The sequence below is a fragment of the Nocardiopsis sp. iso_40 genome, from assembly GCF_056173285.1.
In genome coordinates this window covers 134542-154348 of record NZ_CM149666.1, presented here as the reverse complement: position 1 = coordinate 154348, position 19807 = coordinate 134542, and the positions used below count along the sequence as shown (strand labels likewise).

At 67.5% G+C, this 19807-nt stretch carries 10 protein-coding genes, 2 rRNA genes and 1 pseudogene; 5 read left to right on the top strand and 8 right to left on the bottom strand.

The features are described 5' to 3' along the window. Window positions 1-45 precede the first annotated feature (45 nt). From AC0VYD_RS00690 to acs, 8 genes and pseudogenes are all read right to left on the bottom strand, one after another. Window positions 46-3141: ribosomal RNA gene (locus AC0VYD_RS00690) — 23S ribosomal RNA — on the bottom strand. Window positions 3142-3469: 328 nt separating this feature from the next. Then, window positions 3470-5002 (bottom strand): 16S ribosomal RNA (locus AC0VYD_RS00685). The 16S and 23S rRNA genes sit together here, the layout of an rRNA operon. A gap of 735 nt (window positions 5003-5737) precedes the next feature. Beyond that, window positions 5738-6211 carry a SixA phosphatase family protein gene (locus tag AC0VYD_RS00680; protein WP_475478083.1) on the bottom strand — a complete coding sequence of 158 codons (474 nt, stop codon included), beginning with the start codon at window positions 6209-6211 and terminating at the stop codon, window positions 5738-5740. A gap of 392 nt (window positions 6212-6603) precedes the next feature. Continuing rightward, on the bottom strand, window positions 6604-9066 hold the full coding sequence (locus AC0VYD_RS00675) for a sodium-translocating pyrophosphatase (protein ID WP_475478082.1): 2463 nt from the start codon (window positions 9064-9066) through the stop codon (window positions 6604-6606). 561 nt (window positions 9067-9627) lie between these two features. Beyond that, window positions 9628-10140, bottom strand: coding sequence for a DUF309 domain-containing protein (locus AC0VYD_RS00670; RefSeq protein WP_475480143.1), 513 nt, complete (start codon window positions 10138-10140; stop codon window positions 9628-9630). A 21-nt stretch (window positions 10141-10161) separates the two neighbouring features. After that, a pseudogene (locus AC0VYD_RS00665) lies at window positions 10162-11059 on the bottom strand (alpha/beta fold hydrolase); the annotation flags it as partial. A 6-nt stretch (window positions 11060-11065) separates the two neighbouring features. Continuing rightward, window positions 11066-11548, bottom strand: a complete 483-nt coding sequence (locus tag AC0VYD_RS00660; protein ID WP_475478081.1) for a phage holin family protein — start codon at window positions 11546-11548, stop codon at window positions 11066-11068. Window positions 11549-11745: 197 nt separating this feature from the next. Then, window positions 11746-13716, bottom strand: coding sequence for an acetate--CoA ligase (acs, locus tag AC0VYD_RS00655; protein ID WP_475478080.1), 1971 nt, complete (start codon window positions 13714-13716; stop codon window positions 11746-11748). Between the two features lie 205 nt (window positions 13717-13921). On the opposite strand from acs, the gene AC0VYD_RS00650 reads away from it, so the two are divergent. From AC0VYD_RS00650 to AC0VYD_RS00630, 5 genes are all read left to right on the top strand, one after another. After that, the gene (locus AC0VYD_RS00650) at window positions 13922-14734 is read left to right on the top strand and encodes a Fic family protein (RefSeq protein WP_475478079.1); all 813 of its coding nucleotides are present in this window, start codon (window positions 13922-13924) and stop codon (window positions 14732-14734) included. 903 nt (window positions 14735-15637) lie between these two features. After that, window positions 15638-16726 carry a septum site-determining protein Ssd gene (gene ssd / locus AC0VYD_RS00645; protein WP_475478078.1) on the top strand — a complete coding sequence of 363 codons (1089 nt, stop codon included), beginning with the start codon at window positions 15638-15640 and terminating at the stop codon, window positions 16724-16726. A gap of 206 nt (window positions 16727-16932) precedes the next feature. Continuing rightward, complete coding sequence (locus AC0VYD_RS00640; protein ID WP_475478077.1) at window positions 16933-18075, top strand: TadA family conjugal transfer-associated ATPase; 1143 nt, start codon at window positions 16933-16935, stop codon at window positions 18073-18075. Continuing rightward, on the top strand, window positions 18063-18734 hold the full coding sequence (locus AC0VYD_RS00635) for a type II secretion system F family protein (protein WP_475478076.1): 672 nt from the start codon (window positions 18063-18065) through the stop codon (window positions 18732-18734). Before AC0VYD_RS00640 ends, AC0VYD_RS00635 begins: the two co-directional genes overlap by 13 nt. Window positions 18735-18748: 14 nt before the next feature. Next, the gene (locus AC0VYD_RS00630) at window positions 18749-19480 is read left to right on the top strand and encodes a type II secretion system F family protein (protein WP_475478075.1); all 732 of its coding nucleotides are present in this window, start codon (window positions 18749-18751) and stop codon (window positions 19478-19480) included. The last annotated feature ends 327 nt before the right edge of the window (window positions 19481-19807 follow it).

The window sequence follows — 19807 nt, the reverse complement described above, 5'->3', positions numbered from 1 at the left end:
CCAAGCTTCGTGTGAACAAGTGTGCGCGAACATCCAATTATCTGCAGCGGACAAGCCCTCGGCCTATTAGTACCGGTCAGCTCCACCCCTCACAAGGCTTCCACACCCGGCCTATCAACCCTGTCGTCTACAGGGAGCCTTACCCTCTCAAGGAGGCAGGAGACCTCATCTCGAAGCAAGCTTCCCGCTTAGATGCTTTCAGCGGTTATCTCTCCCGAACGTAGCCAACCAGCCATGCCCTTGGCAGGACAACTGGCACACCAGAGGTTCGTCCGTCCCGGTCCTCTCGTACTAGGGACAGCCCTTCTCAAGTCTCCAACGCGCACAGCGGATAGGGACCGAACTGTCTCACGACGTTCTAAACCCAGCTCGCGTGCCGCTTTAATGGGCGAACAGCCCAACCCTTGGGACCAACTCCAGCCCCAGGATGCGACGAGCCGACATCGAGGTGCCAAACCATCCCGTCGATATGGACTCTTGGGGAAGATCAGCCTGTTATCCCCGGGGTACCTTTTAGCCGTTGAGCGACACCGCTTCCACACGCCGGTGCCGGATCACTAGTCCCAGCTTTCGCTCCTGCTCGACACGTCCGTCTCACAGTCAAGCTCCCTTGTGCACTTACACTCAACACCTGATTACCAACCAGGCTGAGGGAACCTTTGGGCGCCTCCGTTACTCTTTGGGAGGCAACCGCCCCAGTTAAACTACCCACCAGACACTGTCCCCGAACCGGATCACGGTCCAAAGTTAGATGCCCGAAACAGTCAGAGTGGTATTTCACCAACGCCTCCACCGCCACTAGCGTGACGACTTCACCGGCTCCCACCTATCCTACACAAACCATCCCAAACACCAATGTCAAGCTATAGTGAAGGTCCCGGGGTCTTTCCGTCCTGCTGCGCGAAACGAGCATCTTTACTCGTAGTGCAATTTCACCGGGCCCATGGTTGAGACAGTGGGGAAGTCGTTACGCCATTCGTGCAGGTCGGAACTTACCCGACAAGGAATTTCGCTACCTTAGGATGGTTATAGTTACCACCGCCGTTTACTGGCGCTTAGATTCCTAGCTTCGCCGGGGCGAACCCCAACTAACCAGTCCTCTTAACGTTCCAGCACCGGGCAGGCGTCAGTCCGTATACAGCGTCTTACGACTTCGCACGGACCTGTGTTTTTAATAAACAGTCGCTTCCCCCCGCTATCTGCGACCCCACCCAGCTCAGGCCGTAAAGACCGTCACCAGACAGGGCTCCCCTTCTCCCAAAGTTACGGGGACAATTTGCCGAGTTCCTTAACCATGGTTCACCCGAACGCCTCGGTATTCTCTACCTGACCACCTGCGTCGGTTTAGGGTACTGGCCACACACGAACTCGCTAGAGGCTTTTCTCGACAGCATGGGATCACTCACTTCACCAAAAACGGCTCGGCATCACGTCTCAGCCCTGATGAGAGGCGGATTTACCTACCCCCCGGCCTACACGCTTACCCCCGGACAACCACCGCCGGGTAGAGCTACCCTCCTGCGTCACCCCATCACTTACCTACTACAAGCTCGGGTCCCAGACCAGATACAAACAATCTCCCGAAGGATTTTGCAAGATCCAGCGTGGTTAGCATCACCTGATTCAGTATTGGACGCTCGTGCACGGGTACGGGAATATCAACCCGTTATCCATCGACTACGCCTGTCGGCCTCGCCTTAGGTCCAGACTCACCCTGGGCGGATTAACCTGCCCCAGGAACCCTTAGTCAATCGGCGGCAACGTTTCTCACGTTGCTTTCGCTACTCATGCCTGCATTCTCACTCGCACACCCTCCACCACACGATCACTCGGCAGCTTCACTGGATGCACGACGCTCCCCTACCAACCCAGCCCTCAAGGGGCTGAACTTCACAGCTTCGGCGGTGTACTTAAGCCCCGCTACATTATCGGCGCAGAACCACTTGACCAGTGAGCTATTACGCACTCTTTAAAGGATGGCTGCTTCTAAGCCAACCTCCTGGTTGTCTGGGCAACTCCACAACCTTTCCCACTTAGCACACGCTTAGGGGCCTTAGCTGATGATCTGGGCTGTTTCCCTCTCGACTACGAAGCTTATCCCCCGCAGTCTCACTGCCACGCTTCACTTCACCGGCATTCGGAGTTTGTCTGACGTCAGTAACCTTGTCGGGCCCATCAGCCAAACAGTAGCTCTACCTCCAGCAAGAAACACGTGACGCTGCACCTAAATGCATTTCGGGGAGAACCAGCTATCACGGAGTTTGATTGGCCTTTCACCCCTACCCACACCTCATCCCCCAGATTTTCAACTCTGGTGGGTTCGGGCCTCCACGAGGTCTTACCCCCGCTTCACCCTGGACATGGGTAGATCACTCCGCTTCGGGTCCACAGCATGCGACTCAACCGCCCTATTCAGACTCGGTTTCCCTACGGCTACCCCACCCGGGTTAACCTTGCCACACACCATGACTCGCAGGCTCATTCTTCAAAAGGCACGCCATCACCAGGAACAAGTCCCAGCTCTGACGGCTTGACAGCACACGGTTTCAGGTACTATTTCACGACCCCTCACCGGGGCACTTTTCACCTTTCCCTCACGGTACTAGTGCACTATCGGTCATCAGGACGTATTTTGGCTTAGCAGGTGGTCCTGCCAGATTCACACGGAATTTCTCGGGCTCCGCGCTACTCGGGAACACACCAACACCTAGACTCTTCCTTCACCTACGGGACTCTCACCCACTCCGGTACCGCTTCCCAACGGATTCAGCTAGAAGAACCATCAGCGCTCCAGGCCGACAGACCTGGAAAGATGCACCCCACAACCCCGCACACGCAACGACTGCCGTCTATCACACGCATACGGTTTAGCCTCTTCCCCGTTCGCTCACCACTACTAGGAGAATCACTGTTGTTTACTCTTCCTACGGGTACTGAGATGTTTCACTTCCCCGCGTCACCACCAACTACCCTATACATTCAGGTAGCGGCAACCCGACACAACTCGGGCTAGGTTTCCCCATTCGGACACCCGCGGATCAAAGCTCGGTTGACAGCTCCCCGCGGCCTATCGTGGCCTCCCACGTCCTTCATCGGCGCCTGATGCCAAGGCATCCACCGTGTGCCACTATCACTTGGCCACTACAGATAATAAGATGCTCGCGCACACTATTCACAAGTCAAAACACCCACCACAAACTCCCCTACCTCACACCACAACCACCAACCCGAAACAACGGGCCCGTGGCGTGGGAGTTACTGGAGGTGGCATCGGGAAACCAACCCACAAGGGATTGCTTCCTCAGATACCCAACAGCGCGCCCCCCGGCGCTTCTAGTCACCAGGGGTTAAGTTTCATTTCCTTCAGCCACTCCCGACCAGCCCGAACCCGAGGGTTCACATGCTGGGCGGGTCCACTTTCGAGTCCGACCAACGATAGGAAAAAGTTGGCCTTCAAAAGACTCCTTAGAAAGGAGGTGATCCAGCCGCACCTTCCGGTACGGCTACCTTGTTACGACTTCGTCCCAATCGCCAGCCCCACCTTCACTCATTCCCTCCCCGAAGGGTTAGGCCACAAGTTTCGGGTGTTGCCGACTTTCATGACGTGACGGGCGGTGTGTACAAGGCCCGGGAACGTATTCACCGCGGCGTTGCTGATCCGCGATTACTAGCGACTCCACCTTCATGGGGTCGAGTTGCAGACCCCAATCCGAACTGAGACCGGCTTTAAGGGATTCGCTCCACCTTACGGTATCGCACGCCCATTGTACCGGCCATTGTAGCATGTTTGCAGCCCAAGACATAAGGGGCATGATGACTTGACGTCGTCCCCACCTTCCTCCGAGTTGACCCCGGCAGTCTCCCATGAGTCCCCACCATTACGTGCTGGCAACATGGAACAAGGGTTGCGCTCGTTGCGGGACTTAACCCAACATCTCACGACACGAGCTGACGACAGCCATGCACCACCTGTCACCCACCAACTAAATGACCCTGTATCTCTACAGGTCCACGGGTGATGTCAAACCTTGGTAAGGTTCTTCGCGTTGCGTCGAATTAAGCAACATGCTCCGCCGCTTGTGCGGGCCCCCGTCAATTCCTTTGAGTTTTAGCCTTGCGGCCGTACTCCCCAGGCGGGGCGCTTAATGCGTTAGCTACGGCGCGGAAACCGTGGAAAGTCCCCACACCTAGCGCCCAACGTTTACGGCATGGACTACCAGGGTATCTAATCCTGTTCGCTCCCCATGCTTTCGCTCCTCAGCGTCAGGTAAGGCCCAGAGACCCGCCTTCGCCACCGGTGTTCCTCCTGATATCTGCGCATTTCACCGCTACACCAGGAATTCCAGTCTCCCCTACCTACCTCTAGCATGCCCGTATCCACTGCAGAACCGGGGTTAAGCCCCGGTCTTTCACAGCAGACGCGACACGCCGCCTACGAGCTCTTTACGCCCAATAATTCCGGACAACGCTCGGACCCTACGTATTACCGCGGCTGCTGGCACGTAGTTAGCCGGTCCTTATTCCCCACCTACCGTCAACCCCGAGAGAACCCGGGGCCTGCGTTGGTGGTAAAAGAGGTTTACAACCCGAAGGCCGTCATCCCCCACGCGGCGTCGCTGCATCAGGCTTTCGCCCATTGTGCAATATTCCCCACTGCTGCCTCCCGCAGGAGTCTGGGCCGTGTCTCAGTCCCAGTGTGGCCGGTCGCCCTCTCAGGCCGGCTACCCGTAATCGCCTTGGTAGGCCTTTACCCCACCAACTAGCTGATAGGCCGCGAGCCCATCCCTGACCGACAAAACTTTCCACACACCACCAGGAGATGGTGTGTCATATCCGGTATTAGACGGCGTTTCCACCGCTTATCCCGGAGTCAGGGGCAGGTTGCTCACGTGTTACTCACCCGTTCGCCGCTCGTGTACCCCGAAGGGCCTTACCGCTCGACTTGCATGTGTTAAGCACGCCGCCAGCGTTCGTCCTGAGCCAGGATCAAACTCTCCATAAAGGTCAAACAACCCTACCCGGCGACCCGGGGGTCTGCCTGGGACGGGTAAACCTAGAAGAAATCCTGACCAACCAACTCGCGTTGGTTAATCAAAGGAACCCTACGCACCGTGGTGCGTCGGGGCCAAAACAAACATGGCTTAAAGAAAATCAAACACGCGCTGTTGAGTTCTCAAGAAACAATCGCTTTTCCCGTACAAGCGCCGTAACTTGCGTTTCGGCTGCTCTTCCGTGGAAGGCTTTGTCGCGGTCCGGCCGCTGTTGCGGCTTTCTCGCTGTGTTGTGTCTTTACTTTATCAGGTGTTCCGCGCCCCGCCAAATCGGCGGTTTGTGTCATTCCTGATCGGGGTAAAGCCCGTGTGCTCCGTTTGCCTTTGCGTTTCCGCCGGGCTTTTGAAGCGACTCTCCGAAGTTTACATGCCCCGAGCACCGCTCGAACCACCGTGTTTCGGAAGAGAAGATGTCTGACTCGAATATCCGATCACGCCCGCAGAGAGCCCGCGTTCGCTTCGACCGAGAGATCGTGGCCCCCTTGCGGCCTTGGGCCGGTCGGAGGCGACTCGGAGAACATTACCCCCCGGCCCGGGGCGATGCAAACCCTGGAATCAGTGACCTGGGTCACACCTCATCGCATCGCCGGTGCGTCCCCGCAACATCCGCACCACACCTCACCCCCATCACACCTCGGCGCCTTCGGGCACCCTCGCAGGCACTCTCAGTCGAGGATGCTTCCGGCTCAGTTGAGGATGCTTCCGGTGCCCGTCCCCGGCGCGGTGTAGAGCCACTCCACTTCGAGCTCCACCGCGGCGACGGTCGCCGGGGAGTAGGCAACGAGGGCCTCACTCCCGACGAAGGAGGCGGCCACCTGGGCGACTGCCGGGTTGTGGCCGACCAGCAGGACCGTGCGTACCCCGGGGTCCACGTAGCTGACCAGTTCCAGGAGTTCGTCCGCCGACGCGAGGTAGGCGGCCTCCGTGTAGTCGACCTCCGGCGTAAGGTCCATGGCTCCCAGCACACCGTCCAGGGTCTGGCGGGTGCGCCTGGCCGCGGAGCAGATCACGTGGTCCGGTTCGTAACTGCGCTCGGTGAGCAGCTGTCCGACCCGCTCGGCCTGTCGACGCCCCTTGTCGGTGAGTTCTCGGTCGTGGTCCATAACGCCGTACCCGTCTTCGGCCTTGGCGTGACGCATCAGCAGGAGGGTCCGGGTCATGATGCCAACACCGTCGCGACCACTGACAGCAGACCGATGAAGCCCACCATCACCCCCACGACGACCAACAGCCCTTTCATTCCCGACACCGTCGAACCACTCCTCTTGACCGTTCCGGACCGTTCCAGTGCGGTCCCGTACATCCAGGTTAGGTGTGCCCTTCCATGCCGGAACCGGGCCCCCGGCCCGGGCAGCCCCGCCCTGAACCGATCCCGATCGGCCCGGCCCAGACCGACACGGCCACCCCGGCCGCAAGCGGCGCGGCCGCCCGGGATTCCGGACGGCCGCGCGTGGATGTCGGAGCTACGGAGGGACAGCGGCGGGACCGCGCAGACGCCGCCTCGGCCGCGGCCGGGAGGACCTGCGACCAGGACGCCGCACAGGAGCGGTTGTCAGCCCTGGCCCGCGTCCCCGGCCCGGGCCTCCTCCTTCCTGTCCCCCTCCTGGCCCTCCGGGCCCGTGTCAGTACCGTCCCCGGCAGCCGCGGGGTCCTCCCCGTCACCGGTGACGGCGCCGCCGCCACCCGACTCGGGAGCGTCCTTGGGCGCGGACTCACCACCGATCTCCGCAAGGTCGGTCTCGGTACCGGAACCCCGGTTCTTCGACCAGAGGACGGCGCCGACGAGCACGCCGACCGCGACCACGGTCACCCCGACCCTCAGGGCGGTGTTGTCCGCGTAGATCACCACACTGGGCGCGACGATCAGGGCGACGAGGTTCATCACCTTGAGCAGCGGGTTGATGGCCGGGCCCGCGGTGTCCTTGAAGGGGTCGCCGACGGTGTCGCCGATGACCGTGGCCTCGTGGGCGGCGGAACCCTTGCCGCCGTGGTGGCCGTCCTCCACGAGCTTCTTCGCGTTGTCCCAGGCGCCGCCGGAGTTGGACAGGAACACCGCCATGAGCACCCCGGCGGCGATGGCACCGCCGAGGAAGGCGCCGAGCGGTGCGTACCCGAAGGCGAACCCGACCGCGATCGGGGCGAGGACCGCCAGGAGACCGGGGGTGACCAGTTCCCGCAGCGAGTCCTTGGTGCAGATGTCGACGACGCGCGCGTACTCGGGCTTCTCCGTGCCGTCCATGATCCCCGGGCGGGTGCGGAACTGGTTGCGCACTTCCAGGACCACGCGCTGGGCGGCGCGGCCCACCGCCATGATCGCCAGGCCGGAGAAGAAGAACACGACGCTGGCGCCGATGATCACGCCGACGAGTACGTCGGGCTGGTCCAGGGAGAGGGAGAAGACCTCCGTGTCACCGAGGCGCTCCTGGACGGAGGTGCGGAACGCCCCGAAGAGCGCGGTGGCGGCCAGGACCGCCGTGGCGATCGCGATGCCCTTGGTGATCGCCTTGGTGGTGTTGCCGACGGCGTCGAGCCCGGTGAGGATGTCGGCTCCCTTGCCCTCGACGTCTCCGGACATCTCCGCGATGCCCTGGGCGTTGTCGGAGACCGGCCCGAAGGTGTCCATCGCCACGATGATGCCGACGGTGGTGAGGAGGCCGGTTCCGGCGAGGGCCACGGCGAACAGGCTGAGGGTGATGGAGCCGCCGCCGAGCAGGAAGGCGGCGTACACGGCGCCCGCGATGAGCAGGGCCGAGTAGACCGCGGACTCCAGCCCCACCGAGATACCGGAGAGGATGACGGTGGCGGCGCCGGTCTTCGAGCTCTCGCCGATGTCCTTGACCGGGCGCTTGTCGGTTTCGGTGAAGTAGCCGGTGAGCAGCTGGATGGCGGCTGCGAGCACCAGGCCGATGAGGACCGCCGCGACCGCGATGAACCTCGGGTCGGGGTCGGTGCCCGCGGCGCTGATCTCCTCCATGACGGTGTCGCTGACTCCGGACATCTCCTCGAAGCTGCCGGGCAGGTACCAGAAGGCGGTCGCGGTGACCAGGAGCGCGGAGATCGCGGCGGAGATGAAGAAGCCCCGGTTGATCGCGGTCATCGCGGTCCGGTCCTTGGCCCTGGGCGCCACGATGAAGATGCCGATGATGGCGGTGATGACACCGATCATCGGGACCAGCAGCGGGAAGACCAGGCCTTCGGTGCCGAAGGCGACGCGGCCGAGGATGAGCGAGGCGACGAGCACCACGGCGTAGGACTCGAAGAGGTCGGCGGCCATACCCGCGCAGTCCCCGACGTTGTCCCCGACGTTGTCCGCGATGGTGGCGGCGTTGCGCGGGTCGTCCTCCGGGATGCCCTGTTCGACCTTGCCGACGAGGTCGGCGCCGACGTCGGCCGCCTTGGTGAAGATGCCGCCGCCGACACGCATGAACATCGCGAGGAGGGCGGCGCCGAAGCCGAAGCCCTCCAGGACGATGGGGGCGTCGCCCCGGTAGAGGATGACGACGAGTGCGGCGCCGAACAGTCCGAGGCCGACGGTGATCATGCCGGCGACGCCACCGGTGCGGAAGGCGATCCGCATGGCCTTGTGGTTGTCGTTCTCGCCGCCGCCGCGTGCGGCCGCGGCGACCCGGACGTTGCCGCGTACCGCGAGCCACATCCCGATGAAGCCGGTGGCCGCGGACAGCAGGGCGCCCAGGGCGAAGAAGACCGACCTGCCGATGGCGATGCCCCAGGTGTCCGCCGGTAGCAGGAGCAGGAGCAGCGGAATGGCGACGATGAACACCGCGAGGGTTTGGAACTGGCGTTTCAGGTAGGCCGCGGCGCCTTCCTGGACCGCGAACGCGATGTTGCGCATGCGTTCGGTGCCCTGGCCGGCGGCGAGGACCTCGCGGACCAGCATCCCCGCGACGGCGAGCGCGAGTAGCGCGACGACCATGACGACGATGACGAGGGTGAGGTCCCGGCCCTCCAACGCCAGGGCGATGCCGCTTTCAGTAGCGAGATTGAGCCCAGACAATCCGTCCTCCTTGAGACGGGCACGTCCTTTTCGGCCCCGTTGCCGAAGGTGTGCGGGACGTTTGCCTCGTGGGCTCCGGCGCCGCGCACCGCCGTGGGCGTACCGCCGCCCGAAAGGCTCCTGAACTGGCTCGACGGCACGCTTGTCGGGGTCGAAGCAGTGCCACCTTTCTGTGTGGTGCACGCCGCCCGCAGTTGCTCACGCGCGGACGGTGATCCGGGGATTCTACGCACGGGAGGGATTGAACATCAGGGCCCGTTCGGCATTTGCCCAGGAGGAATTAAAGATGTGACCGCATGGTGATCTCAAGAAGCGGATAAAAGTCTTTATTCGCCCTTATTGCCATACATGATATCGCATAATGCATTAACACTATGTTAACGCTAAATCACGCATGCAGCTATAAAAGGGAAAACTGACTCTTGGGCCCCAACGTGCACACGGACCCCAGCAGTCACTGAAGAACCAGGGCTGCGCGGGAACCCGTCCGAACCTGCGCGGGGCCCACCCCGGGGCCGCACCGGAACCTCCCCCGGAAGGAGCGTTACGGTCCGAACAGAACTACGCTCCGCGCAACCGCATCCCCGAGGTGTCGATCCCGTCCCCGGAGGTCGCGCGTCCGGCGTCCAGGTCCTCGGCCAGAGCCCGGGCGAACGCCGCCACACCGGCCGTGTCCACACCGTGCGGAGCGTGCGGACCGAAGACCTCCACCCGGTCCGCTCCGCGCCTCAGCAGGCGGGCCGCACCGACCCGGTTGCCCCGCTGGGCGTGCGTGACACCGACAGCGGTCTGCGCCAGCCCCCGCCACAGCTCCCGTTCCGGCTCCGGAGCGGACTTCCAGACGGCTTCGAGTACCTCGTGGGCGGTGAAGGCGAAACCCTCGTCGAGCAGACTCTGGGCACGCTCGATCCCCTCCTGCGGGGTGAACTCGGCGTCGTCGGGCACACGTTCGACCTCACCGACGCTGCCGTGCGGCATCGGACGGCCGTAGCGGTCCCTCGGCCGCTGGTTCTGTGCCTGCCCGGTCTCGTTGCGGTCGCGGGCACCATCCGCCCCGCCCGTGCGTGTCTCCATCAGTGCTCCACCGCCGTTCGCGCCGTCGATCTCCCGCAACCACCCTACGAGGGCCCTCTCCACCTCGCGCGGGCGCTCCTCGTGGGGGAAGTGCCCGGCACCCGCCACCAGCGTCCACCGGTACGGTCCGGAGACCAGCCGCCGGGAGGAGCCCGGCTGTCCCGGGCGGACACACCGGGTCCAGGTCACCGTGCAGTTGGAGGACGGGCACCCCGACCGGTGTCCGCATCCGTGTGCCGTACCTGAGCCCGTCCGTACGCCACCGCGACCGGAAGATCCAGCGGTGGTACTCCAGCGAGCAGTGCGAGACCTTCGGGATCGCGAACGCGCGCCGGTAGCGTTCCTCGGCTTCCCGGTCGGGCCACCCCGGCCCGGACCATGCGTCCAGGAGCTCTCCCACCCGGACGCAGCCGTCCGCGAGGAGCCGGTGCTCGGGAAGGACGGGCACCTGGGCCCGGAGCATGTGCCGCACCCCCGGCCCCGGCCGGAGGAGGAGTCTCGCCGCGCGCCGGGGGTGGGGCGCGGACACCGCGGCCAGGGCGCGAACCTCGTCCGGGTGGTAGGCGGTCATGGTCCATCCGACGAGCCCGCCGACACCGTGTCCGACCACGACGGCGTCCGCGGCGCCGAGCGCGCGGACCAGGCTCGCCATGTCCTGGGAGAGGCCGACCAGGTCGTAGCCGCGCGGCGTCTTGTCACTGGCCCCGTAGCCGCGCAGGTCGACCGCGACGGCCCGGTACCCGGCCTCGGCCAGCCCGGTCAGCTGTGCCCGCCAGGCCCACCAGAACTGGGGGAAGCCGTGCAGGAGGAGGACGAGGGGGCCGTCACCGAGTTCGGCCACGTGGAACCGGGCACCGGCGGCGCTGACCGTCCGGTGGGTCCAGGGGCCGTCGAGATAGGCCGCCGAATCGTCCAACACCCGGGGCTAACGGTTGGTGGATGCGGTGGCCCCGTTGTCCCGGGCGACCTCCTGGCCCTGGGGAGGGCGGATCTCGCCGCGCAGAATCCCCATGAGACGGGAGGTGGTGACCGAGGTGCGGGCCAGGCCCTGACGGCGGCGCAGGTTGATCACGGCGAACAGGACGAAGAGCGCGGCGATCAGCAGGTAGAAGCCGGTGACGGCCAGGAAGGAGAGCCAGAAGGCCCACCCGACCACTTCGGCGAGGAAGAGGCCCACGGTGATCGAGAACAGGATCGCGACGAGGTGGAGCAGCACACCGGCGGCCCCGAACTCCCCGACGCTCTTGCCGATCCTGGTCGCGTCCGCCTTGGCCTCAAGCTTGGCGAGCTTGATCTCGAGCCGCACGATGCGGGAGAGGTTGTCGGTGGCGTCGGAGACCAGCGCACCGATGGAACGGTCGGTGTCGCTGGCAGCGCCAGGTTGGCCGGCACCCGGCTTGTCCACCATCGTGGGGATTCCCTTCTCTCGGTCCGTACACGCGGATGATCCTCCGCATCCTCGCACATGCCTTACCACTGATGTCTCTCACGGCACGCAAAACAGCGGTGTTCGGTTTCCTCACAGGGGTGAGCGGGAACGGCGCCCCGCCCCCGTGGAAGGGGCGGGGCGCCGTGGTGTTCGCACCGGGCGGTGAGCCGAAGGGGTCAGTCGCCCTTCTCGGCGGACGGAAGCTGCTTGGCGATCACATCCATGATCGAGGAGTCGGTGAGGGTGGAGGTGTCACCGACGGCCCGGCCCTCCGCGATGTCGCGCAGCAGGCGGCGCATGATCTTGCCGGAACGGGTCTTGGGCAGCTCGGGTACGGCGAGGAGCCGGGCGGGCTTGGCGATGGGACCGAGCGAGGCCCCGACGTGGTCGCGCAGCTCCCGGACCAGGTCCTCCGGCACCGAATCGGCGCCCCCGCGCAGGATGACGAAACCGACGATGGCCTGCCCGGTCACCTTGTCGGTGGCGCCGACGACGGCGGCCTCGGCCACCTTCGGGTGGGAGACCAGGGCGGACTCCACCTCGGTGGTGGAGAGGTTGTGGCCGGAGACGAGCATGACGTCGTCCACGCGGCCGAGCAGCCACAGGTCCCCGTCCTCGTCCTTCTTGGCACCGTCACCCGGGAAGTAGAGGCCCTCGAAACGCGACCAGTAGGTGTCCCGGTAGCGCTGGTCGTCGCCCCAGATACCGCGGAGCATGGCCGGCCACGGCTCACGGATCACGATGAAACCGCCCTCGCCGTCGGGGACGGACTCGCCCGTCTCGTCCACCACGTCGGCGACGATGCCCGGGAGGGCGCGCATCGCCGCGCCCGGCTTGCCCGAGGTGACGCCGGGCAGCGGGCTGACCATGATCGCGCCGGTCTCGGTCTGCCACCAGGTGTCGACGACCGGGGCCCTCCCGCCGCCGATCTTCTCCCGGTACCACATGTAGGCCTCGGGGTTGATCGGCTCGCCGACCGAGCCGATGACCCGCAGGCTCGACAGGTCGTACTTCGCGGGGATCTCGTCGCCCCACTTCATGAAGGTGCGGATCGCCGTGGGCGCCATGTAGGCGATGGTGACCTTGTACTTCTCGATGATCTCCCAGAAACGGCCCTTGTGCGGGGTGTCCGGGGTGCCCTCGTACATGACGACGGTCGCCGCGTTGGAGAGCGGTCCGTAGACGATGTAGGAGTGGCCGGTCACCCAGCCGATGTCGGCGGCGCACCAGTAGACGTCGGTCTCCGGCTTGAGGTCGAAGACCGCCCAGTGGGTGTAGGAGGCCTGCGTGAGGTAGCCGCCTGTGGTGTGCAGGATGCCCTTGGGCTTGGCCGTGGTTCCGCTCGTGTACATGATGTACAGCGGGTCCTCGGCGTCGTGGGCCTCGGGGGTGTGCTCGGCGCTGGCGGAGCCGACGGCGTCGTGCCACCACACGTCGCGCTCGTTCCACTCGACTTCCTGGCCGGTGCGGCGGACGACGAGGACGTTCTCGACCGCGGGCCGGTCGGCGACGGCGCCGTCGACGGCGGGCTTGAGCGCACTGGGCTTACCGCGCCGGTAGCCGCCGTCCGCGGTGATGACGAGCTTGGCCTGGCTGTCGTCCAGGCGCTGGCCGAGGGCGTCCACCGAGAAGCCGCCGAAGACGACCATGTGCACCGCGCCGATCCGGGCGCAGGCGAGCATGGCCACGACGGTCTCGGGGATCATCGGCATGTAGATGGCGACGCGGTCGCCCTTGCCCACGCCCAGGGAGGTGAGGGCGTTGGCGGCCTGGCAGACCTGGTCCTTGAGGTCGGAGTAGGTGATGGTGCGGCTGTCGCCGGGCTCCCCCTCCCACTGGATGGCGGCGCGGTCGCCCAGACCCGCGTCGACGTGGCGGTCCACGCAGTTGACGGAGGCGTTCAGCCTGCCGCCGACGAACCACTTGGCGTAGGGCGGATCCCAGTCCAGGACGGTGTCCCAGGGCTGCTCCCACTGGAGCCTGCGGGCCTGCTCCTCCCAGAAGCCGAGTCGGTCCTGCGCCGCGGCGTCATAGGCGTCCGCCCTGACGTTGGCGTTCTCGGCGAGGTCCGCGGGCGGCGGGAAGCTCCGGGTCTCGTGGAGAAGGTTGGACAGTGTCTCCTGGCTCGGGGGAGTGCTGTCGGCCACTGTGATTCTCCTTACGTTGGCTGTGGGTCCAATTAATCATGTGGTCCAGACCGCGTGAACATCCGGGGCGGCGTCCAGCGGCGGTGGGGGCCGGGCACGCGGCGAACGGCCGGTGAGCGGTCGCCGGTCCGCGACGAACGGTCCCCCCGTGCCCGGTCCGGGTGGTGTGAGCGCACGGGGTTACCGCCGCGTAGTGTTGTTTTCCGTGAGCGAATCGACTTCTGCCTCCAAGTCCGACCCACTGTCCCGGATCGCCGAGCTGCCGGGGGTGAGCGACGCGGTCGCCGAGACTCGGACCCTGGTCGACCGGCTGCTGGGGCACCGCATCCTGCGCCGTCGCAGCAGTGACGTGTCCATGGAGTCCTCGCTGCGCGGCGCGTGCGCCTCCGCGGCGCTGGAGGGCGCCGAGGTCTCGATGGACGAGATCCGTGACGGGCACGTGTACGACACCAGGATCAAGGGCGCCCTGCGCATCGGCGGTGAGCTGGGCTCTCTGGTGGACACGTGGCCCCAGGCCCCCCGGCAGGCGCTGGCACGACTGCACACCCTGGCCGCGGCCGACGCCGTGTCCGAGGACGCGTTGGGCCGGCCCCGCCTGGAGGGCGAGCGGGTCGAGGACCCCCTGGACCTGGGCCCCGCGCCGGGCGCCGCCGCGGCCAACGCCCGCCTTGAGGGCCTGTACGCCCTGTTGGGCTCCCGCACGAAGGTCCCGGCCCTGGTGACCTCCGCGCTGGTGCACGGTGAGCTGATGGCGATCCGGCCGTTCGGCTGGGGGGACGGGCTGGTGGCCCGTGCCGCCGAGCGGCTGACCCTGGTCGAGCGCGGGCTGGACCCCAAGTCCCTGGTCACCTCCGAGCTCGGCCACCAGACCCTGCGGGAGGAGTACGGTCCGGCGCTGCGCGGATACATGGGCGGTACCCCCGAGGGCGTCGCCGAGTGGGTCGTGTACTGCTGCCGCGCGGTGCGGGCGGGCGCCCAGGACTCACTGGCCACCTGCGAGGCGCTCAAACGCGGCTGACCGAGGCGTGGCGGTCGGGGTAAAGCCCCCCGAGTTCGCGAAAGTAGTTCATTTACTGACGAGTAGTAACTCGAATGCATATCAGTTCGATCACGCTTGTCCGTGCCGAATGTTTCCCGATTGCTCCGTGCAGATGCACGCGCATGGCGAACGGCGCCCCGAACCCTGGTCCGGGGCGCCGTTTCCGGCCCGCAGGAGCGGGTTAGCAAGCGCCACTATCTCTAGTCCGGCCTGGTGAAAGCCTGTTTCACCAAACCTGGACAGGCCCTACGGGGCCGGTGGAGCGTGGGTTCCCGTCCTCCGTGCCGGGGTGGGTCTCAGCCACCTGTTGCTTTCTTTCTACGCTGACGACCCTTCTGCGAAAAGGTGGTTGGCCGAAGTTTTTCTGTTGGATTCCCGAACCCATACACGGTGTTGCGTGGTAACGTCTGGCCAGGAGTCGAGCGAGGGGCCGACAGCACCGGGTTCCACCTTTGCAGGCGGATGCGGACATTGCGCCCGAAGGACGGAACTGCCGTCGTCACTTCGCGGGAAGTACGAACCCTGCGCCCCCGCAGGAGAGCGCGCAGGTTCGGACGATCGCTCCCGAAGGTCCCTCCCAGGAGAGCGGATCCGGCCTGTCCCCCCGAGGCCGGTACCGGACGGCCCCCAGTTCCCCCTGCGGGGCCCGTCCGAGGTCATCCGCTCCGCCCCGCCTGACGGGCCGGGACACACGACAGCCCCCGTACGTGTGTCCCGCCCGCCGGGTGCGGACGCCCCCTCGTCCCCCTCGCGGTGTCCGCCTCCCGGCGACGGATCCGTGCACGGGCACGGAGTTATCCACAGGTCAGGACTGGGGCTTCCGCCCCGGCCCCGGTTCGGCGAAGGTCGAAAGGGCAGGTTCCCGCCCTCCCCGGAGGCCCGATGGACGTCCCGCAGCACCCCCTGATCGCCACCGCCGACCCCGCCCTCCTCGACGACCTCGTCCGGCTCGCCGCGGCGGCCGCCACCGAGGTCACGATCGCCTCCGACCCGGAACAGGCCCTGCGTGCCTGGGGCCGCGCCCCGCTCGTCGTGGTCGGCCGCGACCTGGAGCGCGCCCTCCGCTCCGCGAACCCCCCGCCGCACCCCCGCGTGGCCGTCGTCGCCCGGCCGGGGACGCCCCCGCCCCGGGCCGACGGGACCCTCCCGGAGCGGAACGAGACCGCCTCCGCCTACCTGCTCCCCCGGGACGAGGCCGCCCTCGTCGACCTGTTCGCCTCCCTCTCCGAGCACCCGCCCGCGCCGTTCGTGTCCGTCGTCGGAGGCCGGGGCGGGGCCGGAGCCAGCCTCCTCGCCGTCGCCCTCTCCCTCGCCGGCGACCGGGCCGGAAGGGCCACCGCCCTGCTCGACGCCGACCCCCTGGGGTGCGGGCCCGACATCTACCTGGGCTGCGACCACACAGCGGCGGACCCCAGGACGGGCTGGGACGACCTGCTCCGTCAGCGAGGCCGGATGCCCTGGCGGACCCTGCGCGAGGGGCTGCCCAGGGTCGGCGGGGTGGACGTGCTGACCTGGGCCCGGGGAGACGGAGCCGGCCAGGGCCGACCGCTCCCCGTCGGCGCGGTCCGCTCCGTCCTCGCCTCCGCCCGCCGGGGCGCCGATCTGGTGGTGGCCGACCTCCCCAGATCCTTCGACCCCGCCACCACGGCCCTGCTCAACCACTCCGACCTCGTGCTCGTGGTGGTCCCCGCGGACGTGTACTCCGTGGTGTCCGCCGCACGCATGACCCCTCGGCTCGGACAGGAGGCCGACCGGGTACGCGTCGTGGTGCGCGGAGCCCGGGGCGGCCTGTCCGCCGAGGTCGTCGCGAAGAGCCTGGGGCTGGAACTCGGCGCCGACCTGCCCGCGGAACCGGGCCTGTCCCGAGTGCTGGGGGCCGGCGGCGTCCCGGCCCGGAACCCCCGGACCCCGCTGGCCCGGTACGCCGACCGTGTCGTGGGAGCCCTCGTCGGCGTGCGGGGGACCCGGTGAGCGGGGCGGGCGTGCCGTTCTGGAACCGCCTGGCCGACCGGACCCGCCCGAAGGGTCCGGGGGAGCCCCCGGGCGGGCCGGACCACGGCCGGGCCTCCAACCGGGACGGGGGCCTCCGGGGGACGGGGACGGACTCCCCCGTCCGCCTCCCCGGAGCGGGTGCTGCGCGGGCCGCCGCTCCGGTCGCCCGCCGTGGGGAGAACGCCGTGCTGGAAAGGGTCCGCGACCGGTTCGTGGCCACCGGCACCCGGGTGACCCCGGCCAACGTCGCGACGGCGATCCGCTCCGAGGGCGGTGCCCTGGGAGACAGTGAACTGCTCGCCATGACCCGCAGACTGGCCGCCGACCTGTCCGGCGCCGGGCCGCTGGAGGAACTGCTGACCGCGGATGTCACCGACGTCCTGGTCAACGGCCCGGACCAGGTCTGGGTGGACTCCGGGGAGGGGCTGCACCGGGTCCGGGACGTGCGCTTCGGCTCGTCCGAGGAGGTAAGGCGGCTGGCCCAGCGCCTGGCCTTCCAGGCGGGGCGCCGCCTGGACGCGGCCGCGCCGTACGTGGACGCGCGACTGCCGAACGGGGCCCGGTTGCACGCCGTGCTGCCGCCGATCGCTCCCGAGGGCGCCTGCCTCTCGCTGCGGATGCCGCCGAGGAGGGTGTTCGGGCTGGACCGGCTGACCGCCTGCGGGACCCTGACCCGTTCCGGGGCCGACCTGTTGCGCTCCCTGGTCGCCCACCGGGTGCCGTTCCTGGTCAGCGGCGGAACCGGGACCGGGAAGACCACCCTGCTCTCCTCGCTGCTGTCGCTGGTGCACCCGCGGGAGCGGATCGTGCTCGCGGAGGACTCGCCCGAGCTGCGCCCCGAGCACCCGCACGTGGTGCGGCTCCAGACCCGCGCGGCCAACGTCGAGGGCAGCGGGGAGGTCACGCTGGAGACGCTGGTCCGCCAGGGACTGCGGATGCGTCCGGACCGGCTGGTGGTCGGCGAGGCGCGGGGACCGGAGATCGTGTCGTTGCTGGCGGCTCTCAACACGGGCCACGAGGGCGGCGCGGGAACCCTGCACGCCAACGGGGCGGAGGACGTGCCCGCCCGGGTGGAGGCGATGGGCTGCGCCGCCGGACTCACCCGGGGCGCGGTGCACAGCCAGCTCGCGGCCACCCGGGTCCTGGTGGTGCACCTGGTCCGGGACGGACAGGGGCGCCGCCTGTCCGAGGTCCGGGTCCTGCACCGGGAGCCCTCCGGGTTGGTGCGGGCGGTACCGGCGGTGGCCTTCGCCCCGGACGGCCGCCGGCACGAGTACCCGGGGGCGGAGGAGGTGGCCGCCCGCCTGGGCCGGGGGTGGCTCCGGTGATACTCCTCGCGGTGCTCGCGGTGGCCGCGGCCCTGCTCTGGTCGGTTCCCCGCAGTGGCCGCCGTCGGCTGTCCGCGGTCCTCCCCCGCGAACCGCGCCGCCCGAACCCCCGGCCCTCGCTCGCTGCCCTGCTCGCGCGTAGGAACGAGGGGGCTGAGCGGCGGCGGGCCGTGATCGTGCTGTGCCGGGTCATGGCGGCCGAGCTCCGGTCCGGGCAGCCTCCCGAACTGGCTCTGCGGGTCGCGGCCCTGGAGGCCGGACCCCTGGTCGGTGAGGTGTCGGACGCGGGGTCACTGCGCAGGGAGGCCGACCGGGACGAGGACCTGTGGTCCCTGTCCTGTCTGGCGGTGTGCTGGGAGGTGGCGGCGGAGACCGGTGCGGGGATGGCCGGGGTGGTGGACGCGTTGGCGGTCGGCCTGACCGAGCGGGAGGAACAGCGGGCCGAGGCGTCCGCCAGGGCCACGGGACCGAGGACCACCGCGCTGGTGCTGGTCGGGCTCCCCGTGCTCGGGACGGCGATGTCGGCGGGGCTGGGCGGGGCACCGCTGGCCTTCCTGTTCACCACTCCGCTGGGGCTGCTGTGCCTGGGACTCGGTGTGCTGCTTGATCTGGTGGGCGCCTGGTGGACCCTGCGTATGGTCCGGGGCGCGGTGGCCTGAGGAGGGGGTTGGGGATGTTCTTCGAGTTGATGGCGGTGCTGTGTGCGGTGGCCGCCGTGTGGATCGGGTCGGCCCGGAGGCCGGGACGGCCCGTTCCGCCCCGGTCCGTGGCGGGACGGTCCCCCACCGGGGAGCCAGCGTCCCGGCGGCGGCCGACAGCGCCCGGGCTCCGGGTCCTGGCCGGGGTCGTTGCCACGGTCCTGGCGGTGGCCCTGTTCGGGCCTGCGATCGGGTGCGTCGTGCTCGGCGGCGGCGCCCTCCTGTGGTGGCGGTCCCGCCGTGCCCGCCGGAGGACCGGACGGCTGCCGATCACCGACGACCTTCCGGTGCTCATCGGGCTGATCGCCTCGGGCATCCGGGCCGGGGCGACCGTACCGGCCTGCCTGTCCGCGGTCTCCGGGGCCGCGCGCGGCGGGCTGGGGGCCGAACTGGCCGCGGTCTCCGAACGGTTGCGGCTGGGCGCCGATCCGCTCCCGTCCTGGGAGCGGTCGGCCCTGCCCGAACCCCTGGTGGCGGTCGGCCGTGACCTGGCCCGTGCCGCCGACACCGGAGCGCCGGTGGCGGACCTGCTCGACCGGCACGCGGCCGACCTGCGGCGGCGGCTCCGCGCGAGGGCAACCGCGCGGATCGAGCGCCTGGGGGTGCTGGTCGTCGCACCCCTGGGCCTGTGCTTCCTGCCCGCCTTCGTCCTGATCGGGGTGGTGCCGATGGCCGCCGAACTCCTCACCTCGGCGCTGGGCCGTTAGGGCTTGTTCTGAGTCCGAGGGTCCTGGCGCTCCCTGCGCTCTGCCATCGGCCTGCCTCACGGACACGACCGGTGGACGCCGCCTTCCGCCCACCCGCGGGACCCCGGCCACCAGGACCCGAGAACACGGCCGGGCACTCACCGGGCGGGGACTGCGCTCTGTTCTTGATTGAGTGTGCGTGAGTGGGTTCTGTCGTGATGGTGATTGTGCTGTCGTCACACCGATGCGATTACTATGGGTGTGCAATACGGGACACTAAGTGTGGTTTCGGTGTTCGGGCCCCCTTGCCACCAGTGCGATGGCCCGGGGCCTCCCGCACACCCCTTG